The sequence below is a fragment of the Phycicoccus mangrovi genome (assembly GCF_018729305.1).
Classification (GTDB): Bacteria; Actinomycetota; Actinomycetes; order Actinomycetales; family Dermatophilaceae; genus Phycicoccus; species Phycicoccus jejuensis.
Genome location: NZ_JAHHWP010000015.1, coordinates 1 through 25,703, shown reverse-complemented (window position 1 = coordinate 25,703; position 25,703 = coordinate 1). Strand labels below are relative to the sequence as shown.

27 protein-coding genes are annotated in these 25,703 nt (G+C 75.2%); 13 read left to right on the top strand and 14 right to left on the bottom strand.

What is annotated here, in order from left to right:
• Positions 1 to 26: 26 nt before the first annotated feature.
• Complete coding sequence (locus tag KMZ30_RS13590; protein WP_215513106.1) at positions 27 to 1,016, bottom strand: sugar-binding transcriptional regulator; 990 nt, start codon at positions 1,014 to 1,016, stop codon at positions 27 to 29.
• An 86-nt stretch (positions 1,017 to 1,102) separates the two neighbouring features.
• Here KMZ30_RS13590 and xylB point away from each other — a divergent pair, with 86 nt between their 5' ends.
• Entirely contained in the window at positions 1,103 to 2,521 is a 1,419-nt protein-coding gene (xylB, locus tag KMZ30_RS13585; RefSeq protein WP_215513107.1) for a xylulokinase, read from the top strand.
• Between the two features lie 193 nt (positions 2,522 to 2,714).
• Here the strand turns inward: xylB and KMZ30_RS13580 are convergent, their stop codons facing one another.
• Positions 2,715 to 3,929 (bottom strand): glucose-1-phosphate adenylyltransferase family protein, encoded by a 1,215-nt coding sequence (locus KMZ30_RS13580; protein ID WP_215513108.1) that lies wholly within the window; start codon positions 3,927 to 3,929, stop codon positions 2,715 to 2,717.
• A 50-nt stretch (positions 3,930 to 3,979) separates the two neighbouring features.
• Between KMZ30_RS13580 and KMZ30_RS13575 the strand changes: the two genes are divergently transcribed.
• The gene (locus tag KMZ30_RS13575; protein ID WP_215513109.1) at positions 3,980 to 5,242 is read left to right on the top strand and encodes a saccharopine dehydrogenase family protein; all 1,263 of its coding nucleotides are present in this window, start codon (positions 3,980 to 3,982) and stop codon (positions 5,240 to 5,242) included.
• A gap of 4 nt (positions 5,243 to 5,246) precedes the next feature.
• Here KMZ30_RS13575 and KMZ30_RS13570 read toward each other — a convergent pair whose 3' ends face one another.
• Positions 5,247 to 6,413, bottom strand: a complete 1,167-nt coding sequence (locus tag KMZ30_RS13570; protein ID WP_215513110.1) for a flavin-containing monooxygenase — start codon at positions 6,411 to 6,413, stop codon at positions 5,247 to 5,249.
• A gap of 104 nt (positions 6,414 to 6,517) precedes the next feature.
• Between KMZ30_RS13570 and KMZ30_RS13565 the strand changes: the two genes are divergently transcribed.
• From KMZ30_RS13565 to KMZ30_RS13545, 5 genes are all read left to right on the top strand, one after another.
• Entirely contained in the window at positions 6,518 to 6,949 is a 432-nt protein-coding gene (locus tag KMZ30_RS13565; protein ID WP_215513111.1) for a pyridoxamine 5'-phosphate oxidase family protein, read from the top strand.
• 16 nt (positions 6,950 to 6,965) lie between these two features.
• The gene (locus KMZ30_RS13560; protein WP_215513112.1) at positions 6,966 to 7,457 is read left to right on the top strand and encodes a GNAT family N-acetyltransferase; all 492 of its coding nucleotides are present in this window, start codon (positions 6,966 to 6,968) and stop codon (positions 7,455 to 7,457) included.
• Between the two features lie 144 nt (positions 7,458 to 7,601).
• Positions 7,602 to 7,781: a hypothetical protein gene (locus KMZ30_RS13555; protein WP_215513113.1), complete on the top strand. Its 180-nt coding sequence runs from the start codon at positions 7,602 to 7,604 to the stop codon at positions 7,779 to 7,781.
• Positions 7,782 to 7,822: 41 nt separating this feature from the next.
• A complete protein-coding gene (locus KMZ30_RS13550; protein WP_215513114.1) occupies positions 7,823 to 8,287 on the top strand; it encodes an HIT family protein in 465 nt (154 codons plus the stop codon).
• A gap of 115 nt (positions 8,288 to 8,402) precedes the next feature.
• The gene (locus tag KMZ30_RS13545) at positions 8,403 to 8,567 is read left to right on the top strand and encodes a hypothetical protein (protein ID WP_215513115.1); all 165 of its coding nucleotides are present in this window, start codon (positions 8,403 to 8,405) and stop codon (positions 8,565 to 8,567) included.
• 277 nt (positions 8,568 to 8,844) lie between these two features.
• Here KMZ30_RS13545 and KMZ30_RS13540 read toward each other — a convergent pair whose 3' ends face one another.
• From KMZ30_RS13540 to KMZ30_RS13520, 5 genes are read right to left on the bottom strand one after another with little or no spacing between them, the layout of a single operon-like run.
• A complete protein-coding gene (locus KMZ30_RS13540) occupies positions 8,845 to 9,810 on the bottom strand; it encodes a 2-hydroxyacid dehydrogenase (RefSeq protein WP_372447515.1) in 966 nt (321 codons plus the stop codon).
• Positions 9,807 to 10,556 (bottom strand): SDR family oxidoreductase, encoded by a 750-nt coding sequence (locus KMZ30_RS13535; RefSeq protein WP_030526314.1) that lies wholly within the window; start codon positions 10,554 to 10,556, stop codon positions 9,807 to 9,809. The genes KMZ30_RS13540 and KMZ30_RS13535 overlap by 4 nt, the downstream gene beginning before the upstream one ends.
• 58 nt (positions 10,557 to 10,614) lie before the next feature.
• Positions 10,615 to 11,691: a phosphotransferase family protein gene (locus KMZ30_RS13530; RefSeq protein WP_215513117.1), complete on the bottom strand. Its 1,077-nt coding sequence runs from the start codon at positions 11,689 to 11,691 to the stop codon at positions 10,615 to 10,617.
• Complete coding sequence (locus KMZ30_RS13525) at positions 11,688 to 12,497, bottom strand: SDR family NAD(P)-dependent oxidoreductase (RefSeq protein ID WP_215513118.1); 810 nt, start codon at positions 12,495 to 12,497, stop codon at positions 11,688 to 11,690. The genes KMZ30_RS13530 and KMZ30_RS13525 overlap by 4 nt, the downstream gene beginning before the upstream one ends.
• Positions 12,494 to 13,768, bottom strand: coding sequence for an acyl-CoA dehydrogenase family protein (locus tag KMZ30_RS13520; RefSeq protein ID WP_215513119.1), 1,275 nt, complete (start codon positions 13,766 to 13,768; stop codon positions 12,494 to 12,496). Before KMZ30_RS13520 ends, KMZ30_RS13525 begins: the two co-directional genes overlap by 4 nt.
• A gap of 40 nt (positions 13,769 to 13,808) precedes the next feature.
• Between KMZ30_RS13520 and KMZ30_RS13515 the strand changes: the two genes are divergently transcribed.
• Entirely contained in the window at positions 13,809 to 14,396 is a 588-nt protein-coding gene (locus tag KMZ30_RS13515; protein WP_215513121.1) for a TetR/AcrR family transcriptional regulator, read from the top strand.
• A 45-nt stretch (positions 14,397 to 14,441) separates the two neighbouring features.
• Here the strand turns inward: KMZ30_RS13515 and KMZ30_RS13510 are convergent, their stop codons facing one another.
• Positions 14,442 to 16,595, bottom strand: a complete 2,154-nt coding sequence (locus tag KMZ30_RS13510; RefSeq protein ID WP_215513122.1) for a molybdopterin-dependent oxidoreductase — start codon at positions 16,593 to 16,595, stop codon at positions 14,442 to 14,444.
• The gene (locus tag KMZ30_RS13505) at positions 16,592 to 17,389 is read right to left on the bottom strand and encodes a crotonase/enoyl-CoA hydratase family protein (RefSeq protein ID WP_215513123.1); all 798 of its coding nucleotides are present in this window, start codon (positions 17,387 to 17,389) and stop codon (positions 16,592 to 16,594) included. Before KMZ30_RS13505 ends, KMZ30_RS13510 begins: the two co-directional genes overlap by 4 nt.
• A 109-nt stretch (positions 17,390 to 17,498) precedes the next feature.
• On the opposite strand from KMZ30_RS13505, the gene KMZ30_RS13500 reads away from it, so the two are divergent.
• Positions 17,499 to 17,891 carry a tautomerase family protein gene (locus tag KMZ30_RS13500; protein WP_215513124.1) on the top strand — a complete coding sequence of 131 codons (393 nt, stop codon included), beginning with the start codon at positions 17,499 to 17,501 and terminating at the stop codon, positions 17,889 to 17,891.
• Between the two features lie 148 nt (positions 17,892 to 18,039).
• The gene (locus KMZ30_RS13495; protein ID WP_215513125.1) at positions 18,040 to 19,134 is read left to right on the top strand and encodes an alkene reductase; all 1,095 of its coding nucleotides are present in this window, start codon (positions 18,040 to 18,042) and stop codon (positions 19,132 to 19,134) included.
• An 81-nt stretch (positions 19,135 to 19,215) separates the two neighbouring features.
• Here KMZ30_RS13495 and KMZ30_RS13490 read toward each other — a convergent pair whose 3' ends face one another.
• Complete coding sequence (locus tag KMZ30_RS13490) at positions 19,216 to 20,436, bottom strand: MFS transporter (protein ID WP_308279762.1); 1,221 nt, start codon at positions 20,434 to 20,436, stop codon at positions 19,216 to 19,218.
• Between the two features lie 117 nt (positions 20,437 to 20,553).
• On the opposite strand from KMZ30_RS13490, the gene KMZ30_RS13485 reads away from it, so the two are divergent.
• Positions 20,554 to 21,540, top strand: coding sequence for an NADPH:quinone oxidoreductase family protein (locus tag KMZ30_RS13485; RefSeq protein WP_215513127.1), 987 nt, complete (start codon positions 20,554 to 20,556; stop codon positions 21,538 to 21,540).
• 139 nt (positions 21,541 to 21,679) lie between these two features.
• Complete coding sequence (locus KMZ30_RS13480) at positions 21,680 to 22,186, top strand: DUF2231 domain-containing protein (protein WP_207022208.1); 507 nt, start codon at positions 21,680 to 21,682, stop codon at positions 22,184 to 22,186.
• 32 nt (positions 22,187 to 22,218) lie between these two features.
• Here KMZ30_RS13480 and KMZ30_RS13475 read toward each other — a convergent pair whose 3' ends face one another.
• A complete protein-coding gene (locus KMZ30_RS13475; RefSeq protein WP_215513128.1) occupies positions 22,219 to 24,198 on the bottom strand; it encodes a YhgE/Pip domain-containing protein in 1,980 nt (659 codons plus the stop codon).
• On the bottom strand, positions 24,195 to 24,827 hold the full coding sequence (locus tag KMZ30_RS13470) for a P-loop NTPase family protein (protein ID WP_215513129.1): 633 nt from the start codon (positions 24,825 to 24,827) through the stop codon (positions 24,195 to 24,197). Before KMZ30_RS13470 ends, KMZ30_RS13475 begins: the two co-directional genes overlap by 4 nt.
• A gap of 71 nt (positions 24,828 to 24,898) precedes the next feature.
• Here KMZ30_RS13470 and KMZ30_RS13465 point away from each other — a divergent pair, with 71 nt between their 5' ends.
• The gene (locus KMZ30_RS13465; protein ID WP_215513130.1) at positions 24,899 to 25,516 is read left to right on the top strand and encodes a TetR/AcrR family transcriptional regulator; all 618 of its coding nucleotides are present in this window, start codon (positions 24,899 to 24,901) and stop codon (positions 25,514 to 25,516) included.
• A 44-nt stretch (positions 25,517 to 25,560) separates the two neighbouring features.
• Here KMZ30_RS13465 and KMZ30_RS13460 read toward each other — a convergent pair.
• Positions 25,561 to 25,703 (bottom strand): integrase core domain-containing protein (locus tag KMZ30_RS13460; protein ID WP_215512587.1); only part of this gene is annotated, 143 nt, incomplete at its 5' end.

Below are 25,703 nucleotides of genomic sequence, written 5' to 3'. Positions count from 1 at the left end.
CGCCGCCGGCGCCCGGCCCACCCGGGTCAGGCGCCGGCGGCCCGCACGAGCACGGTCGCGAGCGAGCGGTCGGTGACGAGCGACCCGACCCATCCCCCGAGGAGGAACGCCCGCACCGCGGCGGCCTTGGCGGCCCCGGTCGCGAGCGCGACGACCTCGGGGACGGCACGCAGCCGCTCCGCGTCGATCGTCACCATCCGGTCGACGAGCTCGGGGTGCACGGCGCGTCCCTCGGCGTCGACGAAGACCCCGAGCGCCTCGCCGACCGCGCCGGTGGCCGCGACGGCCTCGCGGACGTCCGGGTCGACGGCGTCGTGGATGGTCGAGTGGCCGGGGCGCCAGGCGCCGATGCTCACGACGGCGACCGAGACCCGGTCGACCTCGGCCATCGCCGCGGCCACGGCGGCCTGCCGGCGCATCGCGGCGGCGCTGTCGGCGTCGTCGAGGATGAGCGGCGCGTAGAAGACGTGCGCCTCGCCACCGGTCAGCCCGGCCGCGACCCGCACCATGTCGACGGGGCTCGTCTCGCCCGGGATGACCATCGAGCCGCTCAGCTGGACGACGGGGACGCACGGCAGCGCCGGCCGCGCCTCGAGCATCGCGCTGACCGTGCGCGCCCACGGCAGGCCGAGGACGTCGTCGGGCCCGACGAGGTCGACGAGCAGGTCGGCCCCGGCCGCGCCGACGTGCGCGCGCAGGCGGGGCGCGTCGTCACTGCGGTCGACGACGACGCACCGGCGCAGCCCGTACGCCTGCCGCAGACGGGCCGAGAGGTCCCCGTCGACCCCGCCCGGCTCGACGATCTCGATGCGGACGATGCCGGTCGCGCGCGCGGCGTCGAGCAGCCGGGCCACCTTGAAGCGGCTGATGCCCATCGCACCGGCGATCTCGACCTTGCTCTCGCCGGCGAGGTAGTGGCGGCGGGCGACCTCGGCGGCGAGGACGGCCTCGGACGCGCGCAGCGGCTCCGGCGGGCGGGCCGCGGCGGCGGGCTCGCCGAGCACGGTCTCGACCACGGGATGCCTCCTCTCGGCTCTCACGTGAGCGCATTATCGTTCACGTGAGCACGCCCGAGAAACCGCCTCGTGGAAGGTCCGACCGCATGACCCAGCGCCCCCTCGTCGCCGGGGTCGACACCTCGACCCAGTCCTGCAAGGTCGCCGTGTGCGACGCGGAGACCGGGGAGGTCGTCCGGATCGGGCGCGGGACGCACCCGGACGCCACCGAGGTCGACCCCGCCCACTGGTGGCGGGCGTGGGAGGAGGCGACGTCCGGCGGTCTCCTCGACGGCGTCTCCGGGCTGGCCGTCGGCGGCCAGCAGCACGGGATGGTCCTCCTCGACGACGCCGACGAGGTCGTCCGGCCGGCGCTGCTGTGGAACGACACCCGCTCGGCCGGCACCGCCCGCGACCTCGTCGACGAGCTGGGCGGACCCGCCGCGTGGGCGGAGGCCGTCGGCGTCGTCCCGCTCGCCGCGATCACCGCCGCCAAGCTTCGGTGGGTCCGCGACCACGAGCCGGACGCCATGGCGCGGGCTGCGCGCGTCGTCCTCCCCCACGACTGGCTCACCGGCCGGATCCTCTCGGCGGCAGGCGGGTTCGAGGAGTGGACGACCGACGCGGGCGACGCCTCGGGCACCGGGTACTTCTCCGCCGCGACCCGCGAGTACCGGCCCGACCTCCTCCGGCTCGCCGCCGGCCGCGACCTCGCGGTGCCGCGCGTCGCCGGCCCCGCCGAGGTCGTGGGGCGCACCCGCGACGGGATGGTCGTCACCCCCGGCACCGGCGACAACATGGGCGCCGCGCTGGGGCTGGGACTGCGCCGCGGCGACGTCGTCGTCTCGCTCGGGACGAGCGGCACCGCCTTCGCGCGACACGACCGCCCGACGGCCGACGCGCGCGGGTTCGTCCAGTCCTTCGCCGACGCCGAGGACGCCTTCCTGCCCCTCGTCTGCACGCTCAACGCGGCGCGCGTCCTCACCTCGGGCGCCTCGATGCTCGGCGTCGACCTCGCCGGCCTCGACGCCCTCGCCCTCGCGGCCGAGCCGGGCGCCGGCGGGCTGACGCTCCTGCCGTTCCTCGACGGTGAGCGCACGCCCAACCTGCCGGAGGCGACCGGCTCGCTCCACGGCCTGACCCGCACGAACGCGACCCCCGAGAACCTCGCCCGCGCCGTCGTCGAGGGCATGCTCCTCGGCCTCGCCGACGCCGTCGACGCCGTGCGCGACGCCGGCTGCCCGGTCGAGCGCGTGCTCCTCATCGGCGGGGCGGCGAAGTCGGCTGCGGTGCAGCGCATCGCGCCCGACCTGTTCGGCGCCCCCGTCGCCGTCCCGGCACCCGGCGAGTACGTCGCGGTGGGTGCGGCCCGGCAGGCGGCCTGGGCGCTGGCCGGCGGCGCCGAGGCCCCGGCGTGGGACGTCCCCGTCGAGGCCACCGCCGACCCCGTCGCGCCCGAGCGCGGCGCCGAGGCACGCGAGCGCTACGCGGACGCGCTGGCCGCCACCTATCCCGGAGCCGTCTGACCCGCCCCGCCCCTCACGTGCAGTAACTGACGAATGTGTCGATTCCTGCACGCCCTCACTCCCCGCCGACGTACAGAAACTGACGAATGTGTCGATTCCTGTACGCCGTCCCTCCCCGCCGACGTACAGAAACTGACGAATGTGTCGATTCCTGTACGCCGTCTCTCCTCCAGGTGTGCGACGAGCCAGCCCGTCAGGCCGTCGCGCCGGGCTCGAGCCGGGCACCGGCCGGAAGCGCGGCCCCGCCGGCGACGACGGCCTCGCGTCCGAGCAGGGTCACGTGGTCGTCCACGAGCCGCGTGCCGCGGGGCCGCGCACCCACCTGCGCACCACGGCCGACGACGACCCGCTCGTCGAGCACCGCCGTCGCGACGCGGGCGTCCCGGCGCACGACGACGTCCTCCAGCAGCACGGCGTCCTCGACGGCCGCGCCGGCCTCGACGACGACCCCGGGCCCGAGCACGCTGCGCCGCACCGTGCCCCGCACCCGGCACCCCGGCGCGAGGAGCGAGTCCTCCACCAGCGCACCGGCATCCACTCGCGCGGGCGCCCGCTCGGGCCATCGGGTGAGCAGCGGGACCGCCGGCTCGTCGAACGCGTCCACCCGGCCGGCCAGCAGGTCACGATGGGCGGCGAGGTAGGCGGCCGGCGTGCCGCAGTCGGCCCAGTACCCGGGCAGGGGCTCGGCGAGCACCGTGCCGGACGCGACGAGGTGGGGCAGCAGCCGCTCGGAGAAGTCCCCCAGCCCGTCCTCGACGTCCTCGCGGCGCAGCGTCCCGATGGCCTCGACGAGCGCGGCGGGCCGGTAGACGAACACCTCGGCGGCGATCGTCGTCGACGTGGGGTCGTCCGGCTTCTCCTCGACCCGGCGGACGCGCCGTCCGCGCCCGGTGTGCACGACGGTCTTCTCGCGCGCCCGGGTCCGCGTCACCTCGGTCGTGAGGACCGTGCAGTCGGCGCCGCGCTCGAGGTGGCGCTCCACGACGGGGCGCAGGTCGAGCGAGAGGACCTGGTCGGCGCTCATGACGACCACCGCGTCGGCCCCGAAGGACTCGATCGCGTCGACGTACTGGTGCAGGTCGTCGGCGTTGCCCGCGGCGAAGCCCTCCTGCCCCGGCGACCCTCCGCCCTCCTCGGGCACGAGCCAGCGCAGCCCGCCGCGGGTGCGGTCGAGGTCCCAGGGCCGACCGCCGGCGACGTGCCCGTGCAGGCTCCCGGCCCGGTACTGCACCGACAGCCAGACGTCGGTCACGCCGCTGCCCGCCAGGGTGGACAGCGCGAAGTCGACGAGCCGGTGCGAGCCGCCGAACGGCAGCGCCGGCTTGGCCCGCTCGCGCGTCAGGACGTCCATCCGCGACCCGGCGCCGCCGGCCTGCACCACGCCCAGCACCCGCGTCGTCGCCCTCATCACCCCATGCTGCCCCACCGTGGGGACCCGCTCCCCCGTACGGTGGCGCCATGACTGCGGCGCGCGAGCTCGACATCGTCCTCTTCGGCGCGACGGGCTTCGTCGGCCGGCTGACCGCTCGCCACCTCGCGGAGCACGCACCGGCGTCGGTGCGCATCGCCCTGGCCGGACGCTCCCGCGAGCGCCTCGAGGCCGTGCGGCGCGACCTGCCGGGGGCCGCCGCCGACTGGCCGCTCGTCGTCCTCGACGCCCTCGACGAGACCGCGGTCGCCGACCTCGCCGCGCGCACCCGCGTCGTCGTGACGACCGTGGGCCCGTACGCGAAGTTCGGGATGCCGCTCGCCGCCGCCTGCGCCGAGGCCGGCACCCACTACTGCGACCTCACCGGCGAGGTGCTGTTCGTCCACCGCAGCGTCGCCCGCAACCACGAGGCCGCGATGCTCTCCGGCGCCCGCGTCGTCCACGCCTGCGGGTTCGACTCCATCCCGAGCGACCTCGGCGTCATGCTCTGCGCCGACGCCGCCCGCGCCGACGGCGCCGAGCTCGGCCGCACCCGGCTGGCCGTCCGCAGCATGAAGGGCGGCTTCAGCGGCGGGACCATCGACTCCGCCCGCACCCAGGCCCTCGAGATGCGCGCCGACCCCGCGACCCGCCGCATCGCCGCCGACCCGTGGGCGCTCGCCGAGGGCGGCCGGCCCCCGCGTGGACCGCGCCTGCCCGCCCGTGGCGGCGTCGCCGGCGTCGTCGACCGTGCCACCAAGGCCTCCCCGGTGCGCCGCGACCCCGACAACGGCCACTTCACCGGCCCGTTCGTCATGGCCGCGTTCAACACCCGCGTCGTCGCGCGCTCGGCCTCGCTGCTCGGCTACGGCGACGGCTTCCGCTACACCGAGTACTCCGACTACGGCGCCGGCCCGCGCGGCGCCGTGACGGCATCCGTCGTCTCCGCCGGCCTGCTCGGCGCCGTCGGCGGGATGGCCTTCGCGCCGACCCGCGCCGTCCTCGACCGCGTGCTGCCCGCTCCGGGCGAGGGCCCGAGCGAGGAGGCGATGGCGAGCGGCCGCTTCCGGATGGAGGTGACCGCCGAGGCCACGAACGGCGCCCGGTACCGCTCCGTCGTCGCGGCGCCCTACGACCCCGGGTACTCCGGCACGGCCGTCATGCTCGGCCAGTCCGCGCTCGCCCTCGCCGAGGAGGACGCCGGGCTGCCCGACACCTCGGGGGTCCTCACCCCCGCGACGGGCCTCGGCACCCCGCTCGTCGAGCGGCTGCGGGCGCACCGCTTCACGCTCGAGGTCGAGCGCCTGTCCTGACGCGTCAGCCGCGCTCGCGCGTGACGGCGCGGGCGATGCGCTCGGCGTCGATGCGCAGCTCGCGCAGCATCCCGGAGATCGGGTTCGTGTAGCCGGTGAACCACAGCCCCGGCGCCACCTCGGACCGGACGTGCCCGTGCGTGGCGGGCAGCCCGCGCTCGCCGAGCACGCCGAGGTGGCCGACGAGCGGCTCGAGCCCGGCGCGGTACCCGGTGGCGACGACCACCGCGTCCGGCGTGACGCGCGTGCCGTCGGCGAGGACGACCTCGGGCCCGGAGAAGGACTCGACCGCGGCGACCGGCTCGACCCGGCCGGCCCGGATGGCCCCGACGACGCCGACGTCCTGGACGGGGATGCGCCCCTCGAGCACCCGGCTGTAGAGGTCCCTGCCGGCGCGCGGCAGCCCGTGCTCGGTGAGGTCGGGCTCCTGGACGGCGGCGAGGACGCCCGCCACGCGGTCGACGACCTTGGGCGGCAGCCGCCGGACGGCGATGCCCGTGGCCTGCGCGGGGACACCGAAACGGGTGCGGGACAGGATGTGCGGCGGCGTCCGCACCGACAGCAGGACGCGCAGCGCCCCGTGCTCGGCGAGGTCGGTGGCGATCTCGGTGCCGGTGTTGCCGGTGCCGACGACGAGCACCTCGCGGCCGGCCCAGCGGCGGCCGTTGCGGTAGTCGCGGGCGAGGACGACCTCGCCGGGGTAGCCGTCGAGCCCGGGCCACGAGGGCTCGACCGGGGTGTGGTTGTACCCGGTGGCGACGACGACGTCACAGGCGCTCAGGGAGGTGCCATCGGCGAGGTCGACGCGCCAGCGCGCGGGTCGGGCGGCATCCGGACCCGTCTCCTCCGGCCGGTCGATGCGCGTCACCGCCGTCCCGAGGCGCAGCCGCAGCCGGTGGTGTGCGGCGTACTCCTCGAGGTAGCGGACGACGTCCTCGCGGGCGACCCAGCGGCCGAACCGGCGGGGGATCTGGTAGCCGGGCAGGTGCGACCAGCCACGCGGCGTGTGCAGGTGGAGGCGGTCGTAGTGGTTGCGCCAGGAGTCGCCGACCTGCGTCGCCCGGTCGACGACGAGGGGGTCGACGCCCCGCGCCCGCAGGGCAGCGGCGACGGCGAGCCCGCCCGGGCCCGCCCCCACGACGACGACGTCCTCGGTGCCGGGGTTCTCCACGTCCGGAGCGTAACCCCGGATGCGTCACACCGGCGGCGGATCGCGGACGGCATCCACTACAGTACGTAGTAGCCGGTCGCCACCCGTCGCCGAGGAGGCCCCCCATGACCGAGTCGCCCGTCTCCCGCCTCAGCACCGAGGACGCCTGGGCCCTGCTCCGCACCCACGAGTTCGGCCGGCTCGCGTTCCACCTGGCCGACGAGGTCCACATCACGCCGATCAACTACGCCGTGGACGCGCAGGACCGCATCGTCGTCCGGACCGCCGAGGGCAGCAAGCTGCTCGGCCTGACGATGAACGCCGACGTCGCGTTCGAGGTCGACGAGGTCGACGAGCACGAGGCGCGCAGTGTCGTCGTGCGCGGCCGCGCCCGCACCCTCGAGGGACACGAGGCCGACGAGACCGAGGAGCTGCCGCTGCGTCCGTGGGTGGACACGGTCAAGCTCAACGTCGTCGCCATCACCGTCGACGAGCTGACCGGGCGGTCGTTCTCGCTCACGCGGCCCTGGATGCACATGCGGCCCGAGCACGCCTGAGCCGTAACCTGACCGGATGATCATCCGGCCCGTCGAGGACGCCGACTGGGCGTCCTTCCTGCCCGTCTTCCACGGCATCGTCGACGACGGCGAGAGCTACGCCTACCCGTCCGGCCTCGCGGACGACGAGGTGCGCGCGCTGTGGGACGAGGGCGCGCCGTCGGTCTGCGTCGTGGCCGTCGACGCCGCGACCGGCGAGCTGCTCGGCTCGGCGAAGACCGGCCCCAACCGCCCCGGCCGGGGCGCGCACGTCGCCACCGCGTCGTTCATGGTGGCGCCGGCTGCCCGGGGGCGCGGGGTCGGGCGGGCGCTCGGCGAGTGGGTGCTCGCGTGGGCGCGCGACCAGGGGTACGCCGCGATGCAGTTCAACGCGGTCGTCGAGACCAACACCGCGGCCGTGGCGCTCTGGCAGGACCTCGGGTTCGTCGTGGTCGGCACCGTGCCCGAGGCATTTGACTCGCGCCGCCACGGGCGCGTCGGCCTCCACGTGATGCACCGCCCCCTCTGACACCGAGCGCCCCCTCCTCCCCCCGGGTCGAGTGCGTCAGTGGCACCCCCGGCGACCACCTCGGCCCTCGACCCCGCCGGTCCGTGGGCTTCTCGCAGCGCGGTCGACCTGCCAGCATGGGGGGAGCCGACCACGGAGGACACGATGGGTGCGGAACGCAGCACGGACGACGGGCACCTCGCGCGCCGGGTGCACGTCGCCGTCCCCCGGGTGGACCCGGGGTCGATGACGACGACCCAGGCCTCCGAGCTCCCCGACCCGCAGGAGGGTCGCGACGCCTCGAGCGAGCTCTGGCACCGCAACGCCGGCGTGCTCTGGCCCTGAGCGACTCCGCCCGGGGCGGTCGGTGTGGCAGCGTGCCCGGCATGGACGACTGGCGCGCCGACCGCATCGGGTCCGCCCTGCGCGGCGAGAACCCCACCGTGCTCCGGCGGATGCCGTCGGCTATCGCTGTCATCGGTGACGTGCAGTGGCTCCCCGGCTACTGCGTCCTGCTGACCGACGACCCGCACGCCGAGCGCATCTCCGACCTCGCACCGGCGGCACAGGTCGAGTTCCTCACGTCGATGGCCCGCCTCGGTGAGGCCGTCGAGCGGGCCTGCGCCGAGCACGACCCCCGCTTCCGGCGGGTCAACCTCGAGATCCTCGGCAACACCGACCCCTTCCTCCACGCGCACGTGTGGCCCCGCTACGACTGGGAGCCGTCCGAGCTCGTCACGAAACCGGTGTGGCTGTACCCGCCGGAGCGCTGGTCCGACCCGGCGACGGCGCTGTCGGCACGCCACGACGACCTCCGGGCCTCCATCACCCACCACCTGGCCACCGGCTGACCCGGGGTCGAGTGCGGACGTGGCCGCCCGAGCAACCACCCGCGCCCTCGACGCCGACCTCTTCCCACGGCTCCGCCCGGCCCGTACCGTGGAGTCCCGACACGAGGGGGTCGTCATGAACGCACCGTCCGCCGTCCCGCCGCCTCCCGGCATGATGCGCCCGCTCGCGCTCGACGATCATCCGACCCATCCGGTGCGCGACCACCTCGTCGGCGCCGCGGCCCTCGCCGCGTTCTGCCTCCTGGCCCTGCTGCCCCTCCTGCTCGGGCGTGCGTCGTGAGGTGCGAGCGATGCCGGGCGGAGGCCACGTCGACCGGGCGTCAGGGCCAGCGGTTGTGCGACCGGCACTACAACCCGACGATGGCGGCGGCCCCGGCGCTCGTCAGCACCGGGACGACGGCCGATGCCGTGGGCGCCCAGATCGTCGCAGGCGGCGTCGCCTCGCACGTGCACGGTGGGCACGCCCCGGTCCCGGCGCCACGACGGCTGTGGCGCCGATTGCGGCGTCTCCTCGTCCGCACGTAGGCCCGTCAGGTCGAGGAGCGGCGGGCGGCGGGTCAGCGGACGGGGGTCAGCGGCTCCCGGCCGGCGAGGACGGCGAGCACGTTGTCGGCGGCGAGGCCCGCCATCGCGGTGCGGGTCTCGACGGTCGCCGAGCCGATGTGCGGCAGCAGGGCGACGTCCTCGCGGGCGAGCAGGCCCGGATGCACCCGTGGCTCGTCCTCGAAGACGTCGAGCCCGGCGCCGGCCAGGTGCCCGGACGCCAGCGCCGCAGCGAGCGCGGCCTCGTCGACGACCGGCCCGCGGGCGGTGTTGACGAGGTAGGAGCCGGGCTTCATCCGGGCCAGGGCCGTGGCGTCGACGAGGTGGCGGGTCGCCGACGACAGCGGGACGTGGACCGACAGGACGTCGGCCCGCTCGAGCAGCTCCTCGAACCCCACGACCTCGGCGTCCAGCTCGGCCACCGCGTCGGGGTCGGGCGCCGACCGGCCGGACAGCAGCACCGACATCCCGAAGGCCCTGGCGCGACGAGCGGTCGCGAGACCGATGGCCCCCGGCCCGAGGATGCCGATCGCCTTGCCCTGCACCGAGGTCCCGAGCAGGTGAAACATCCCCCAGCCACCGCCGCCCGTGCCGCCGCGGACCTCGCGCTCGGCCTCGCCCAGGCGCCGGGTCGCCATGAGGACCAGCGCGAACGCGATGTCGGCGGTGGCGTCGGTGAGGACGCCGGGGGTGTTCGTCGCGACGACCCCCCGGGCGCGGCACGCGTCGACGTCGATGTTGTCGTACCCGACCGCGACGTTGGCGACGACCTCCAGGCCCGGCCCGGCGGCGTCGAGGAAGGCGTCGTCGACCCGGTGGCCGAGCGTGACGACGACGGCCCGCGCCCCGGACAGGAGCACGGGCAGGTCGCCGACCGGCACCGGCGAGTCCTCGTCGCGGTAGCGGACCTCGTGCTCGGCGCGCAGCCGCTCGACGGCGTCGCCGGGCAGGCGGCTGAGGACGACGACGCCCACGGTCACATGATCTTCCGGACGACCGGCAGCGGCAGGTGGCGGAGCGCCTTGCCGACCGGCACCCACGGCCACGCCGGCACGAGGGCGTGCGCCTTCTCCTTCTCGATGGCCTCGACCATCGCGGTGACGCCGGGCACGGTGTCGACCATGAACGGGGTGTGCGACACCTTCTCGTTCATCTCCGAGCGGATGTAGCCGGGGTAGATGACCGAGACCCGGATGTCGAGGTCCGGCTCGCCGAGCATCTCGTTGCGGATGCCCTCGGCGAGCGCGGCGACGCCCGCCTTCGTCGCGGCGTAGGTCGTCACGGTCTTGCGCATCCCGCGCATCGCCGAGACCGACGAGATCATCACGAGGTGACCGCGCTTCTGCGCGCGGAAGACCTCCATCGCGGCCTCGGTCTGCGCCAGGGCGGCGACGAAGTTGACCATCGCGGTCTGCCGGTTGGCGTCGTAGCGGCCGGTGCCGAGCGGCGCCCCCTTGCCGAGGCCGGCGTTGACGACGACGCGGTCGATCGTGCCGAAGTCGTCGCGGAAGGCGCGCATCGTCTCGAAGACGGCGTCGTCGTCGGTGACGTCGAGGGCGCGGACGACGACACGACGCCCGGTGCGCTCGACGATCTCGTCGCGCAGCTCCTCGAGGCGCTCGGTGCGGCGGGCGCAGAGCCCGAGGTCCCAGCCGCGGGCGGCGAGCTGGCGGGCCATCTCGGCCCCGAGGCCGGAGCTGGCCCCGGTGATGATCGTCGTCGGCACGGTCGGGTCCTTCGTCGTCGTCGGTGGTGGGCTGTGGTCGGTCGGGTGGTGCTGCGGTTCAGGCGCGCTCGGCGAGGAGCCGGGCGCACCGTTGGTCGAGGTGGGCGACGACGTCCCGGAAGGCACCGTACGCGGGGTTGGTCGTCTGCCCGTGGTGGAAGCGGAAGTAGATCTGCTGCGCGATGACGGCGAGCCGGAACAGCCCGAAGACCTCGTAGAAGAGCAGGTCGCGTGGTGAGACCTCGACGCCGCGGGCGGCGCAGTACCGCGCCACGACCTCGTCGCGGGTCAGCATCCCGGGGGTGTGCGTCGGCTGGAGCCGGAGCGCCACGAAGGTCGGGTCGTCGTCGGCCTGCACCCAGTAGGCGAGCACGGAGCCGAGGTCCATCAGGGGGTCACCGACGGTGGCGAGCTCCCAGTCGAGGACGCCGACGACCCGGGTGGGGTCGTCGGGATCGAGGACGAGGTTGTCGAAGCGGAAGTCGTTGTGGATCAACGTGTGCGGCCGGTCGGCCGGGCGGTGTGCCTCCAGCCACGCCATCGTCGCCTCGTGGTCCGGGACGTCCGGGGTGTGCGCGCGCCTCATCCGGCCGGCCCAGCCGCCGACCTGTCGCTCGACGTACCCGTCGCCGCGGTCGAGGTCACGCAGCCCGGCTGCGTCGACGTCGACGTCGTGCAGCCGCACGAGGACGTCGACCGCGTTCTCGCACAGCGCCTTCACGCGGTCGCGGTCGAGGCCGAGGGAGTCGGGGACGTCCTTGCGCAGGATGGTCCCGGCGATGCGCTCCATCACGTAGAACTCCGAACCGATGACCGACTCGTCGCCGCAGTACCCGACCATCGTCGGCACGAGCGGGAACGACGCCGCGAGACCGGCCTGCAGGTCGTGCTCGCGCCGCATGTCGTGCGCGCCCTTGGCCTTCGTGCCCGACGGCGGCCGGCGCAGCACGAGGTCGCGCCCGGGCCACCGCATCAGGTAGGTGAGGTTGCTGGCCCCGCCGGCGAACTGCCGCACCTCGGGGTCACCCTCGAGACCCGCGGTGTCGGAGGCGTTCTCGCGCAGCCAGGCAGCGGCGGCACCGACGTCGAAGGCGTCCTCGTCCCGCACGCGCGCGGCCCCGGCGACCTCGGTCACGGCAGGTACTCCTGCGGGTCGGCACCCGCCTTGCGCGCGAGCCGCTTGGCCTGACCGACCATCATCCGGTCGTAGAGCGGCCGCAGGAAGCGCTTGCCGTAGTACGCCTGCTTGCCCATCCGGTCGGTGAGGATGATCGGCTTCTTCTTCTCGATGCCGTCCAGGACGATGCGCGCGATGTCCGAGGCGTCGACCGAGGCCTTCGTGATGAGCCGGATCCCGGCCTCCTGCATCGCCGTGTCCTTGCCGGCGAACGACTCGTGGAGGTTGGTCCGGAAGAACGCCGGGCAGACGACCGACACGTCGACGCCCCACGGGCCGAGCTCGAACCCCAGCGTCTCCGAGAGGGCGACGACACCGGCCTTCGTCGCGTTGTAGCTCGACATCCCCGGGCCGTGGACGAGCCCGGCGAGCGAGGCGACGTTGACGATGTGGCCGGCGCGCTGCTCCTTGAACAGCGGTGTGACGGTGTGGCACCCGCGCGCGACCCCGAGGAGGTTGATGGAGACGACGCGCTCCCAGTCGGCCATCGCCTCGACGTCGATGCGCCCGCCCGTGGCGATGCCGGCGTTGTTGACGAGCAGGTCGAGACCGCCCCACTCCTCCCGCACCCACGCGAGCGCGGCGTCCCAGTCCTGCTGGCTGCGCACGTCGAGGCGCCGGTACTCCGCACCCGCCGGCACCGACGACGGTCGCTCCTCGGCGAGGTCGACGGCGAGCACCCGGTCGCCGCGGGCGACGAGCAGCTCGACGAGGGCGCGGCCGAGGCCGGAGGCCCCTCCGGTCACGAGGGCGCGGCGGGTCATCGGGTGGCCTCCTGGGCTCGGGCGGCGTAGGGCTTGAGCAGGTGTCGGGCGACGACGCCGAGGTGGACCTCGTCCGGCCCGTCCGCGAGGCGGAGGCTGCGCGCCCCGGCGTAGGCGGCGGCGAGCGGGAAGTCGTCGCTCATGCCGGCCCCGCCGTGCAGCTGGATCGCGAGGTCGATGACGTCGCACGCCATCTGCGGCACCGCGGCCTTGATCTCGCTGACCTCCGAGAGCGCGCCCTCGATGCCGACGGTGTCGAGCTTCCACGCGGCGTGCAGGACGAGCAGCCGCGCCTGGTTGATGGCGATGCGCGCCCGCGCGAGGCGTTCGCGGTTGCCGCCGAGGTTCGCCAGCGGCTTGCCGAAGGCGACCCGGGTGCTCGAGCGCTCGCAGGCGAGCTCGAGCGCCTTCTCGGCGAGGCCGACGAGCCGCATGCAGTGGTGGACGCGCCCGGGGCCGAGGCGTCCCTGGGCGATCTCGAAGGCGCGGCCGGGGCCGAGGAGGACGTTGTCGGCGGGGACGCGCACGCCGTCGAGCGACACCTCGCCGTGGCCGAGTGGCTCGTCGAAGTGACCGAGGGCGCTGAGCATCCGCTCGACGCGCACGCCCGGGGCGTCCATCGGCACGAGGACCATCGAGTGCTGCCGGTGGCGGTGCGCCGAGGGGTCGGTCAGGCCCATGAAGATGCCGAGCCGGCTGTCGGGGTGGCCGGCGCCGGTCGTCCACCACTTGCGGCCGTCGACGACGACCTCGTCGCCGTCCAGCGTGGCCGTGGCGGCCATCGTCGTCGCGTCGGAGCTGGCGACCCCCGGCTCGGTCATGAGGAACACACTGCGGATGCGCCCCTCGAGGAGCGGCACGAGCCACTGCTCCTGCTGCTCGGGGGTGCCGTAGCGCAGAAGCACCTCCATGTTGCCGGTGTCGGGGGCGTTGCAGTTGAGGACGAGCGGCGCGAGGGTGGAACGACCGGTCTGCTCGGCGACGGTCGCGTAGTCGAGGTTGGTCAGCCCCGTGCCGCCGTCGGTGCCGAAGCGCTCGGCCCACTCGTCGCCCTCTCCGGCCGGCAGGAACAGGTTCCAGAGGCCCTGCGCGCGGGCCTTCTCCTTGAGCTTCTCGACCTCGGCGGTCGGGGGCCACGGGTCCTCGCCGCGCGCCCGGCGGGCGGCGACGTCGGCGAGCAGGCGCTCCTCGACCGGCGCGACCTCGGTGTCGACGAAGGTGCGGACCCGGGTGGCGAGGTCGGCGGCGCGGGCGGACGGTGCGAAGTCCATGCCCTTGACCCTAGACCCCTGTTGAGCAATGCTCAATAGCGTGGGAACGGCGGCGCGCGTGCGGATGACGCCCGACGAGCGGCGCCGCCAGCTCGTCGGGATCGGGCTGCGGATGTTCGTCGAGCGACCGGTCGGGGACCTGTCCGTGGACGAGGTCGCAGCCGCGGCCGGCGTGTCACGGGGGCTGCTCTTCCACTACTTCCCGACGAAGTCCGACTACCACCGGGCCGTCGTCGCCGCCGCGGGTCGACGGGTGCGGCGCAACGTCGCCCCCGACGAGGGCGTGCACGGCGAGGAGGCGGTGCGCCAGGTCGTCGGGCGCTTCCTCGACCAGGTCGAGCGCCGCCGCGAGTGGTACGTCGCCCTCGTCCGCGGCCGGACCGAGCTGTCGCGCGCCGCCCCCGACGACCCGATGGAGACCGTCACGACCTTCGTCGCCGACCTCGCCCGGCGCGAGCTCGACCTCCCGGCCTCCGCCGCGCCGGCCGCGCGGGGGTGGGTCGCCTACCTCGAGGACCGCGCCCTCCAGTGGTCGGCCCTGCCGCCCGCCGAGCGGGCAGAGGGACGCGACGCCCTCGTCGAGCACTGCGTCGCCGCCCTGCGCGCCCTCGTCACCCTCTCCCCCTGACGACTCCGCGAACGTGTGTGAAATGGCCGGGCATCCCCGGCGATTTCACACGCGTTCGCGCTGGGACGCCTCGGCGGGGGCGAGGGTCACCGGGACGCCGCTGAGGACCGCGTTGCCGCTCAGCGGGTCGACGACGCCGGGGTCGGTGAGGTCGTTGACGGACACCCCGGGCAGCGTCGTGGCGGTGCGCATCCGCACGCCCTCGCGCGCGTGCCCGTAGCCGTGCGGCAGCGAGACGACCCCCGGCATGACGTCGGCGCTGGCCGCCGCCTCGACGACCACCTCGCCGACCGCCGAGGTCACGCGCACCCGCTCGCCGTCGGAGAGCCCGTGGGCCACGAGGTCGTCGGGATGGACGAGCAGCGCGTGCCGCGGACGTCCCTTCGTGAGGACCGGCGCGTTGTGCAGCCACGAGTTGTTGTCGCGCTGGTGGCGCCGGCCGACGAGCACGAGCCCGTCGGTCGCCGCACCCTCGAGCGCCGCGAGCACCCCGGGCAGCGCGTCGAGCACGAGCGGCGTCGCGAGGTCGACCCGCTTGTCCCGGGTCCGCAGCCGGCCGGGCAGCCGCGGCCGCAGCGGGCCGAGGTCGAGCCCACCGGGCCCGGCCGCGCGCAGCCGGCGCACCGACAGGCCCGCGCCTCCGGTGCGCAGCAGGACGTCGAGCTGGCGGGTCGGCGAGGTCCGCAGCCGCGCCTCGAGCGCCAGCGCGGCCCGCGACAGCCGCTGCCGCGGCGTGGTGCCCCGGGCGCGGAGGTACGCGAGGCCGAGGTCGCGCGCGATCTCCCAGTCGTGGCGCCCGCCGGGGTCCTTGGGCAGGACGGCCGACGTGAAGCGTGCGGTGTCGCGGACGGCGAGCAGGTGGAAGACGAGGTCGTAGTGGTCGCGCTCCAGCGGGCCGGTCGGCGGCAGGACGACGTCGGCGTGGCGGGTCGTCTCGTTGAGGTAGAAGTCGACGCAGACGAGGGCGTCGAGCGTCCCGAGCGCGGCGTCGAGCCGGTGCCCGCCCGGGGTCGACGACACGGGGTTGCCGGCGATGGTCAGCAGCGCCCGGACGCGTCCCTCGCCCGGCGTCGCGATCTCCTCGGCGAGGGCCGACACCGGCAGCTCGCCCCCGAACCCCGGCAGCCCGCGGACGCGGGTACGCCTGCGCGAGAACCCTCCCGGCGAGAGCACCCCGCGCCCGACGAGGTCGACGGCCGGGGTCGTCAGCATCGTGCCGCCCGGCCGGTCGAGGTTGCCCGTCAGGACGTTGAGCAGCTGGACCGCCCACTGGCAGACGACCCCGTGCGCCTGGGTCGAGGCGCCCATCCGGCCGTGGACCGCGGCGGAGGGTGCGTCGAGGAGGTCGCGGGCCAGGGCGCGCACGGCGTCGGCCGGCATCCCGCTCGCGCGCTCGGCGAGCTCCGGCGTGAACGGCTCGACGGCCGTGCGGACGGCATCGACGCCGTCGACCCACGGCGCGGGCCGCGCCCGGCCGGAGACCAGCACCTCCCGGACGAGGGCCAGCAGCACCGCGGCGTCCGAGCCGGGCCGGACGAAGTGGTGTGTGTCGGCGACCCGGGCGGTCTCGGTGCGCCGCGGATCGAGGACGACGAGGCGCCCTCCCCGCGACGCGAGCTCGCGCCGGCGCCCGGGGAAGTCCGGCACCGTCCACAGCGAGCCGTTGGACGCCATCGGGTTGTGGCCGACGAGCACGACGAGGTCGGTGCGGTCGATGTCGGGCACCGGCAGGAGGAACTGGTGGCCGTAGAGCGCGTGCGCGACGACGTGGTGCGGCAGCTGGTCGACGGAGGTCGCGGAGAAGCGGGTCCGGGTGCGCAGCAGCCGCACGAGCGTCGGGTGGTGGGTCAGCGCGCCGAGGCTGTGGACGTTCGGGTTGCCGAGGTACACGGCGAGCGCGTCGTCGCCGTGCTCGCGCTGGACACCCGCCAGCAGCTCGGCCGCACGCCGGAACGCCTCCGGCCACGTCGCCTCGTGCAGCTCGCCGTCCGCACCGCGAACGAGGGGGCGCCGCAGCCGGTCCGGGTCGTCCTGCAGCTGCGGCAGCGCGAACGCCTTGGGGCACAGGTGCCCTCGCGACAGGGGGTCGGCCTCGTCGCCGCGGATGCCGGTGACCGCACCGGAGGAGTCCTTCGTGACGACGAGCCCGCACATCGCCTCGCAGAGCGTGCAGGACGCCCGCTGCGTCGTGACCGTCATCGGGCGCGCGGCCCGAACGAGGGCGCCTCGCGCCGGAACGCGGCCTCCCGGGCGGCCTTCGTGTTGCCGCGCCCCAGGAGCCGCGCCTGCTCCAGTCGCTCGCGCGCGAAGGTCCGGCGCGGGCCGGCGCTCCACGTCCGCTCGAAGATGCGCTTGGTCGCCGCGACCGCGTCGGGCGAGCGCGTGGCGACCTCCTCGAGGAAGCGGGTCGCGGCGACGAACGGCTCGTCGTGCACCTCGCTCGCGAGGCCGAGCTCGACCGCGCGCGTGCCGCTGAGCACCTCGCCGGTCATCGTCAGCCGCTTGGCGACGTCGAGGCGCACCTGCTGCGACAGCGCCTGCACCCCGCTCATGTCCGGGACGAGCCCCCACCGCGCCTCGAGCACCGACCACTGCGCGTCCGGCGTCGTCATCCGCAGGTCGGCGGCGAGCGCGATCTGCAGGCCCCCGCCGTAGCAGTGGCCGTGGACGGCCGCGACGACCGGCACGGGCAGCCGGCGCCAGGCCCAACAGGCCTCCTGGAAGAGGTTGGTGCCGCGCCACGGCCGGGGGACGAACGCCCGCGCGACCCGCGGGGGCTCGCGCAGCACCGTCGCGAAGTCGAGCCCCGCGCAGAAGGAGTCACCGGCGCCGCCGAGCACGACACCGCGCAGCGTGCGGTCGCGCCCCAGCGACCGGGCGGTCTCGACGAGCGCCTCGAGGGTGTCGAGGGTCAGGGCGTTGAGCTTGTCGGGGCGGTCGAGGCGGACCTGCGCGATGCCGCCGTCGACGGTGCAGGACACGGGCGCGGACATGCGGTCAGCGTACGGGCGACCGACCGCCGGCGTCCCGGCCCGGAACACCCCGCCCACGACCCGGCGTTGTCGCCGGGGTCCCCGCCCGTCGCACCCCGAGGAGAAGCCCGTGCCGCTCGTCCACCTCCACGTCATCGAGGGCCGGCGCGACGCCGCCGAGCTCCGCCGCCTCGCCGACGTCGTCCAGGAGGTGATGCGCGAGCGCTTCGCGGCACCGCCCCGCGACCGCTACCAGCTCATCACCGAGCACAAGCCGGGCGGCATCGTCGTCGAGGACACCGGGCTGGGCTTCGAGCGCACCGACGACGTCGTCCTCGTCCAGGTCGTGCAGCAGGGCCGCAGCACCGAGCAGAAGCAGGCCCTGTACGCCGGGCTCGCCGAGCGGCTGGGGGCCGAGTGCGGCCTCGCCGGCACCGACCTCGTCGTGTCGGTCGTCGAGAACACGACGGCCGACTGGTCCTTCGGCAACGGCGTCGCGCAGTTCCTCACCGGCGACCTCTGAGCCGCCCGGGCCCGCCCGAGGCTTCGACACCGACCGGTCGCGGGGGAATGGCCGGGCCCCACGATGGTTGAACCCTCAACAGGATGACGGGACGGCCCGCTCACGAGGCGGGCCGCTCGCGCCCCACCCCCGAGAGACAGGACACCCCGTGCCCGATCTGTTCACCCCCCTGCCCACCCCCTTCGGCGAGCTGCCGCACCGCATCGTGCTGGCGCCGCTGACCCGCAACCGCGCCGACGCGGACGGCGTCCCCACCGACCTCCAGGTCGAGTACTACCGCCAGCGCGCCTCGGCCGCCCTCGTCATCACCGAGGGCACGCAGCCGAGCGCCGTCGGCCAGGGCTACCTGACGACCCCCGGCATCCACAGCAACGCGCAGGTCGAGGGCTGGCGCAAGGTCGCCGACGCCGTGCACGGCGAGGGCGGCCGCATCGTCGTCCAGCTGATGCACGCCGGCCGGGTCGCCCACCCGGACAACAAGCACGGCCTCGAGACCGTGGCCCCGAGCCCGCTGGCCGCCCCCGGCGAGATGTTCACCGCCGACGGGATGAAGCCGCACCCGGTGCCGCGCGAGCTCACCGAGGACGAGATCCCCTCCGTCGTCGCCGAGTACGTCGACGCCTCCCGCCGCGCGGTCGAGGCCGGCCTCGACGGTGTCGAGGTCCACGGCGCCAACGGCTACCTCATCCACCAGTTCCTCGCCCCCGGCTCGAACCACCGCACCGACGGCTACGGCGGCTCCCCCGAGAACCGGGCCCGCTTCGGGGTCGAGGTCGTCCGCGCCGTCGTCGAGGCGATCGGCGCCGACAGGGTCGGCCTGCGCCTGTCGCCGGCGCACAACATCCAGGGCGCCACCGAGGAGGACCCGGCCGACGTGCTCGCCACGTACACGGCGTTCATGGAGGGCATCCGCGACCTCGGCATCGCCTACGTGTCGGTGCTCGCCGACCCGCAGGCCGAGGTGACCGCCCGCATCCGCGACCTCCACGACGGCGTCTTCCTCCTCAACACCGGCTTCGCCGAGGTGACGACGAAGGAGAGCGCCGATGAGCTCGTCTCCGGCGGGCACGCCGACGCGGTCGTCGTCGGGCGCCTCTTCCTCGCCAACCCGGACCTCCCTCGCCGCTGGAAGGAGGACGCCGAGCTCAACGAGCCCGACGCCGACACCTTCTACGGCGGTGGCGCCGAGGGCTACACCGACTACCCGTTCCTCGACGACGAGCAGGAGCAGAAGTCGGCCTGAGGCCGCCCCACCAGCATTGAACGCGGGTGAACCCGCCGGGAGCCCCGGCGGGTTCACCCGCGTTCACGGAGGACGAGCGCCTCAGGCGGAGGTCGTCGCCTCGGCCGGCGCCACCGGCCGCTCGAGGGAGCGCCCCCGCAGCGTGCGGCGGTGCAGCAGCACCGACACCCCGAGCACCCCGAGGCCGAGCACGGCGAGCCCGACGCCGACCCACGACGGCGCGGTGTAGCCGTAGCCGCGCGCGATGACGACACCGCCGAGCCACGCCCCCAGCGCGTTCGCGAGGTTGAGCGCCGCGTGGTTGCCCGCCGCGGCGAGCGTCTGCGCCTCGCCGGCGACCTGCATCAGCCGCAGCTGGAGGTTGATGACGAGCACCGACGCGAGGACCGACGCGAGCGCGAGGACGACGAGCGCCGGCACGGCCCACCGCGCGACGAGGGCGAACAGGCCGAGGGCGACCCCGAGCCCGACCATCCCGATGACGATCGACCGCAGCACCGACCAGTCCCCCATCCGCCCGGCGACGAGGTTGCCGACGAAACCGGCGGCCCCGAAGACGAGGAGGAACAGGGGCACCGCGGAGGCCGGCAGCCCGGTGACGTCGGTGACCGTCGGGGCGATGTAGGAGTACATCGCGAACATGCCGCCGAAACCGACGGCCCCCACCGCCAGCGTGAGCAGCACCTGGAGGTTGGTCAGGGCGCCGAGCTCGGACCGGACGGTCTTGCTCCGGTCCCCCGGCAGGTGCGGCACCTGCGCGAGGACGAGCGCGACGGTGAGCAGCCCGAGGACGGCGACGAGCCAGTACGCCGAGCGCCAGCCGAGCGTCTGCCCGAGCCACGTGGCCCCCGGCACCCCGAGGACGTTGGCCACCGGGATGCCGAGCATCACCGTGCCGACGGCGCGCCCCGCGCGGCCCGCGGGCGCGAGGTCGACCGCGACGAGCGCCGCCACCCCGAAGTAGGCGCCGTGCGGCAGGCCGGCGAGGAAGCGCGCGCCGACGAGGGTCTCGTAGCCGGGGGCGAGGGCGCTCAGGGCGTTGCCGACGGCGAAGGCGACCATCAGCGCGACGAGCAGGCCCTTGCGCGGCAGCGTCGCCCCGAGCGCGGCGATGAGCGGCGCCCCGACGACGACCCCGGCCGCGTAGGCCGAGATGGCGTGCCCGGCGGTCGGGATCGACACCTCGACCCCCGAGGCGATGTCGGGCAGCAGGCCCATCGTCACGAACTCGGTCGTCCCGATGGCGATGCCGCCGAGGATGAGGGCGAACGTGGCGAGGGAGGCGTGTCGGGGCTGGGGCACGGGAGGTGCAAGGCCCCGCGGCGCCCCGGGCATTCCCGGATCGGCGCATCCGGGCCGGATGTCACGCGGTGTTCACACGGCGGCCGCCGCCGGCCTCGTCGTTCCTAGGATGGCGGGATGCGCGCAGCCCAGGTGACCCGGCTCGACGGACCCGAGGCCGTGGAGGTGGTCGACCTGCCGGACCCGGCGGAGGCCGACGGCGCCGAGCGGAAGGTCGTCGTCGACGTCGCGGCCGCCGGGGTCTGCTTCCCCGACGTGCTCCTGACCCGCGGGCAGTACCAGATGCGCCCCGACCCGCCGTTCGTCCCGGGCTCCGAGGTCGCCGGGGTCGTGCGCTCGGCGCCGCCCGGCAGCGAGTACGCGCCGGGCGACCGGGTCGCGGCGTTCTGCGTCCTCGGGGGCTTCGCGCAGGCCGTGGCCGTCGACCCGGCGATGGTCTTCCCCCTGCCGGACGACACGACGTGGTCGCAGGGCGCCGCCCTGCCGATGAACTACCTGACCTGCGACTTCGCCCTGCGCGAGCGCGCCCGGCTGCAGCCCGGCGAGACGGTGCTCGTCCACGGCGCGGCCGGCGGTGTCGGCACGGCGGCGGTCCAGCTGGCCAGGGCGTGGGACGCCCGGGTGCTCGCCGTGGTCTCCAGCGAGGCCAAGGGGGAGGTGGCCCGGGCGGCCGGCGCGGACGAGGTGCTCCCGGCCGACGGCTTCCGGGAGGCGGTCGCCGACCTCACCTCCGGCCGGGGTGTCGACGTCGTCGTCGACCCCGTCGGCGGCGACCGGCTCACCGACTCGCTGCGCGCGCTGGCCCCCGGCGGCCGGCACCTCGTCATCGGGTTCACGGCCGGCTCCATCCCCGAGGTGAAGGTCAACCGGCTGCTGCTGGGCAACCTCTCGCTCGTCGGGGTCGGGTGGGGTGCGTGGTGGACGCACCCGGCCGGCCCGGGCAGCGCCTACCTGCGCACGCAGTGGGACGCCCTGCTCCCGCTCCTGCGCGACGGCTCGGTCGACCCCGTGCTCGGTGAGGTCCGCGCCCTCGACGAGGTCGTCCCCGCCCTCCAGGCCGTCGAAGGTCGCCGGGCGACCGGCAAGGTGCTGCTCACCCCCTGACCTGCGGCGATACGACCAGCGGACACTGCCCGAAAGTCTCAGGTGGGCTTGACGCTCTCTTGACGGTCCGGGGCCCCGACGCGCGGCAGAGTGTGTCCACACCCGTGGATCAGCCACGCCCTGCCTGGGAGGTACTCCCGTGTTCGACACCATCTTCGGCATCCCCGTGCACGCCCTGGTCGTGCACGCGGTCGTCGTCCTCGCGCCCCTGACGGCGCTCCTCCTCGTGCTCTTCGCGCTCTCGGAGAAGCTCCGGGCACGCATCGGCATCGCCCTCCCCCTGCTCGCCACCGTCACCGCGATCAGCGGCTTCGTCGCCAAGGAGTCCGGCGAGGCGCTCGAGCGGCGCGTCGGCGAGGGTGAGCTCGTCGAGGCCCATGCCGAGCTGGGCGACGTCCTCCCGATCATCGTCCTCGGTGTGGCCATCCTCAGCTGGGCCATCTACCTCCTGTGGAAGCGGACCCCGCGCGAGGTCGCGGACGGCCCGCGCAAGGCCTCGGGGGCGCTGCGCATCCTCCTCGTCGTCGGGGTGCTGGCCGCCGTCGGCCTCACCGTCGACGTCGTCCTCGTCGGCCACTCGGGGGCCAAGGCCGTCTGGAGCGGCGTGGGCTCCCAGCCGGCCCAGGGCGGCGGCGACTCCGACTGACGGACCCCTCTCTCCGCGAACGCTGCGTCGGGTCAGGCGACGAGCTCGGGCTTGACCCGGGCCGCGGTCCACGTCCCCGCCCGGCGCGCGGCGAGGGCCGCGAGCGCGAGCGCGGCCAGGCCCCAGCCGCCGACGACGGCGAGGTCGAGCGCGAGCGGCGCCATGGGCCCGCCGTACATGAGCCGCCGGACGCCGTCGACCGCGTAGCTCATCGGCAGCACGTGGTGCAGGGGGTGCAGCGGTGCCGGCAGGGTCTGCCAGGGGAAGGTGCCGCCGGCGCTCACGAGCTGGAGCACCATGAGCACGAGGGCCATGAACTGCCCGACGACCCCGAAGCGCGCCATGAGGACGTGGATGACGGCGATGAAGGCCGCGGACACCCCGATCATGAACAGCCCCAGCAGGACCGGGTGCGCGACGTCGATGCCGACGCCGAGCGCGACGACCCCGAAGGCCACGAGCGCCTGCGCACCGCCGAGCAGCGCCGGTGCCAGCCAGCCCCCGAGGGCCACCCGCCAGGCGGGCTGCCCGGCGGCGAGGGCCCGCGACGAGAGGGCCCGCATCCGGGTGAAGAGGACGAACCCGCCGATCCACAGCGCGAGGCTCATGAAGAAGGGAGCGAGGCCCGCGCCGTAGCTGGCCGCGGCGGCCTCGGCGTCGCGGTCGACCGCGACGGGGCTGCCGATCGTCTGCGCCATCGCCGTGCGCTGCTCGGCCGAGGGGTCGGGGATGTCGTCGACGCCCTTCGCGAGGCCGTCGGCGAGCTTCGTCGCGCCGGAGGACAGGTCGCCGAGCCCGTCGTCGAGGTCGTGCGCGCCGGTGGCCAGGCGCGAGGTGCCCGAGAGCGCCTCCCGCTCACCGGTGGCCAGCTGCTGCGCGCCCGAGGAGAGCTTCGCGCTGCCGGTGGAGGCGTCGGCGATGCCCTGGCTGAGGCGCGGCGCCGCGGCGGCGAGCTGCTCGGCGCCGTCGGCGACGCGGTCGGCGCCGGAGGCGAGGGCGTCGAGGTCGTCGGCGGTCGACTGGACCGTCGCGTTCGCGTCGGTGACCGGCCCGGAGAGGGCGTCGACCCGCTCGAGGACGGTCTGCACCTGCTCGTCGGTGAGGCCGGCCGCGGCGAGGTCGTCGGCGAGCCGCCCCCGCGTGGCGGTGAGGTCGCCGAGGAGGGTGTCGGCGGCGTCCGCGACCTGACGGCCGGCGGCGGCGACCTTCGCGTCGCCGTCGCTCACCTGCCGTGCGCCGTCGGCGAGCTGCTTGGTCTGGCTCGGCAGGGAGGAGGTGCTCGAGCGCAGCGTCTCGAGCCCGGAGCTCAGCGCGCCGGCGCCGTCGGCGAGGTCGCCCGCACCGGCGGAGAGCTTCTTCTGCCCGGCGAGCAGCTGGTCGGCGCCGTCAGCGAGGTCGCCCGCACCGGCGGACGCCTCCTGCGCGCCGTCGGCCAGCTGCTGCGCCCCGTCGGCGGCGTCGACGACCTGGGCGTGGATGTCGGAGAAGCCCTCGAGGAAGCGGCTCGCCGCGGTGCTGCTCACCTGCTCGGCCACGGACGCGGTGACCTGGCTGACGAGCGTGTTGGCGATGGTCCGGGCCAGGTAGTTGTTCGCGTCGTTCGTGCGGATCTCGAGCCGGGCCTGCCGCGGGTCGTTCGTCGCGCTGCTCGCGAGGTCGGTCGAGAAGTCCTTCGGGAGGACGAGCACGAGGTCGTAGTCGCCTTCGCGCAGACCGGAGTCGGCGCGCTGCCGGCTCACCCGCGACCAGTCGAAGGTGTTCTTGTCGAGGAGCTCCTCGGCGACCTGGTCGCCGACCTGGAGCCGCTCGCCCCCGGAGAGGGTCGTGCCCTCGTCCTCGACGACGAGGGCCGCGGGCACCTCGCTGAGGCGGCCGTAGGGGTCGTCGTTCGCGTAGAGGTAGAGGCCGCCGTAGATCGAGGGGACGAGGACCATGGCGACGAGCGCGAGGCGGCCGACCCGGCTGGCGCCGATGCGGCGCAGCTCGGTGAGGGCGAGGCGCAGGGCGGTCACGCGGCCACCTCCTCGGTCGAGCCGAGCTCGGCGCGGACGGCGAGGCCGAGCTGGCGCATCGTCGCGTGGGTCAGCCGGACGACGACGGTGAGGCCGGAGGCCGCGTGCGCGGTGAGGATCGGCCACCACAGGCGGGGGTCGCCGCCGCGGCGGTCGGGGTTGGTGACGACGAGGACGCGGGTGGCCGCCCGCTCGGCGGCGGCGGAGGTGAGCACCCGGACGCGCTCCTGCGCGGCCAGCCGCTCGAACGGCTCGTCGGCCGCGGCGAGCACGCCGTGCCGGTCGAGGAACTCGGCGACCGCCGCACGGCCGGAGGGGCGCCCGGCGAAGGCGAGCTCCTCGGCGACGACGTGGTGCACGGCGAGACCGTCCTCGGGGGCCGAGACCTCGGGGACGTCGACGAGGGCGACGTGCCGGCGCAGCAGCCCGGCGTCGTCCAGGCCGTCGAGGAGGACGCTCCCCGCCGCCACCGGCATCCGGCCGCCGAGGGCGAGGGCCAGCGCGACCTGGCCGTAGCCGGGGTCGCCGGCCACCGGGGTGACGTGGGAGGGCGGTGCGGTGAAGGACGTCGGCCGCACGAGGGGGCTGCGCGTCCCGGCGACCGCGACGGCGTCGGCGGTGAGCTGCACGAGGGTGCTCCTGGACTGGGGGCTGGTGGTACTGACTGGTACCGGATCGGTTGGTACGGTACAGTACCAGCATGAGCCGCTCCTCCACCACCGCCGTCCCGGGCCTCGACCGCACCCGACCGGTGCGCGAGCGCCTCGAGGCCGGGCTCGCTGCCGCCGTCGCCGACAAGGGCCTCGCGGCGACGACGATCGCCGACGTCGCGCGCCTCGCCGGCACCTCGAAGCGGACCTTCTACGAGCACTTCGACGACAAGGAGGAGTGCTTCCTCGCGCTCTACCGCACCCGCAGCGGCGAGCTGATGGACGCCGTCGACGCCGCGCTCTCCCCCGGCGCCACCCCCGCCACGGTGCAGCTGCAGGACGCGGCGCGCGCCTTCCTCACCTACGTCACCGAGGACCGCGCGCTCGGCCGCGCGCACGTCGTCGACGTCCAGACCATCGGCGAGCGCGGGGTCGCGGCCCGGCAGGAGGTCGTCGACCGCCACGCCGACACGCTCCTGCGGATGCTCGACCAGGCCCGGGAGGCCGGCACGGCCGTCCGCCGGCTGAGCCACCTCGAGGCGGTCTGCGTCGTCGGCGGGCTCAACGAGGTCGCCCTGCGCGCCCTCGACGCACCCGACGACACCGCGCTCGACGAGCTCGTCGAGTCCGCCACGCGCTTCATGCAGGCCGTCGTCCTCGCCGACTGACCCGCGGCCGGCGCCGGCGTGCGCCGACTAGCTGTACCCGGCCATCAGGTTGGTGACAGACGGCTGGTCGGTGGGAGTCCGCCGAGGGCGGTGTGGCGTCGCTGAGTGTTGTACAGCTCGAGCCAGGGGGCAAGGGCGTCGGCGCGGGCTTGGTTGCTGGTGAAGACCTGCCGGTAGGCCCATTCGG

What these genes read in the sequence shown, in the direction of transcription:
- KMZ30_RS13575 (WP_215513109.1), top strand. Translation starts at nt 3,980, where the DNA reads ATGACTGCGGCGCGCGAGCTCGACATCGTCCTCTTCGGCGCGACGGGC.
- KMZ30_RS13465 (WP_215513130.1), top strand. Translation starts at nt 24,899, where the DNA reads ATGAGCCGCTCCTCCACCACCGCCGTCCCGGGCCTCGACCGCACCCGA.
- KMZ30_RS13545 (WP_215513115.1), top strand. Translation starts at nt 8,403, where the DNA reads ATGAACGCACCGTCCGCCGTCCCGCCGCCTCCCGGCATGATGCGCCCG.
- KMZ30_RS13550 (WP_215513114.1), top strand. Translation starts at nt 7,823, where the DNA reads ATGGACGACTGGCGCGCCGACCGCATCGGGTCCGCCCTGCGCGGCGAG.
- KMZ30_RS13510 (WP_215513122.1), bottom strand. Translation starts at nt 16,595, where the DNA reads ATGACGGTCACGACGCAGCGGGCGTCCTGCACGCTCTGCGAGGCGATG.
- KMZ30_RS13520 (WP_215513119.1), bottom strand. Translation starts at nt 13,768, where the DNA reads ATGGACTTCGCACCGTCCGCCCGCGCCGCCGACCTCGCCACCCGGGTC.
- KMZ30_RS13565 (WP_215513111.1), top strand. Translation starts at nt 6,518, where the DNA reads ATGACCGAGTCGCCCGTCTCCCGCCTCAGCACCGAGGACGCCTGGGCC.
- KMZ30_RS13580 (WP_215513108.1), bottom strand. Translation starts at nt 3,929, where the DNA reads ATGAGGGCGACGACGCGGGTGCTGGGCGTGGTGCAGGCCGGCGGCGCC.
- KMZ30_RS13485 (WP_215513127.1), top strand. Translation starts at nt 20,554, where the DNA reads ATGCGCGCAGCCCAGGTGACCCGGCTCGACGGACCCGAGGCCGTGGAG.
- xylB (WP_215513107.1), top strand. Translation starts at nt 1,103, where the DNA reads ATGACCCAGCGCCCCCTCGTCGCCGGGGTCGACACCTCGACCCAGTCC.
- KMZ30_RS13505 (WP_215513123.1), bottom strand. Translation starts at nt 17,389, where the DNA reads ATGTCCGCGCCCGTGTCCTGCACCGTCGACGGCGGCATCGCGCAGGTC.
- KMZ30_RS13560 (WP_215513112.1), top strand. Translation starts at nt 6,966, where the DNA reads ATGATCATCCGGCCCGTCGAGGACGCCGACTGGGCGTCCTTCCTGCCC.
- KMZ30_RS13525 (WP_215513118.1), bottom strand. Translation starts at nt 12,497, where the DNA reads ATGACCCGCCGCGCCCTCGTGACCGGAGGGGCCTCCGGCCTCGGCCGC.
- KMZ30_RS13555 (WP_215513113.1), top strand. Translation starts at nt 7,602, where the DNA reads ATGGGTGCGGAACGCAGCACGGACGACGGGCACCTCGCGCGCCGGGTG.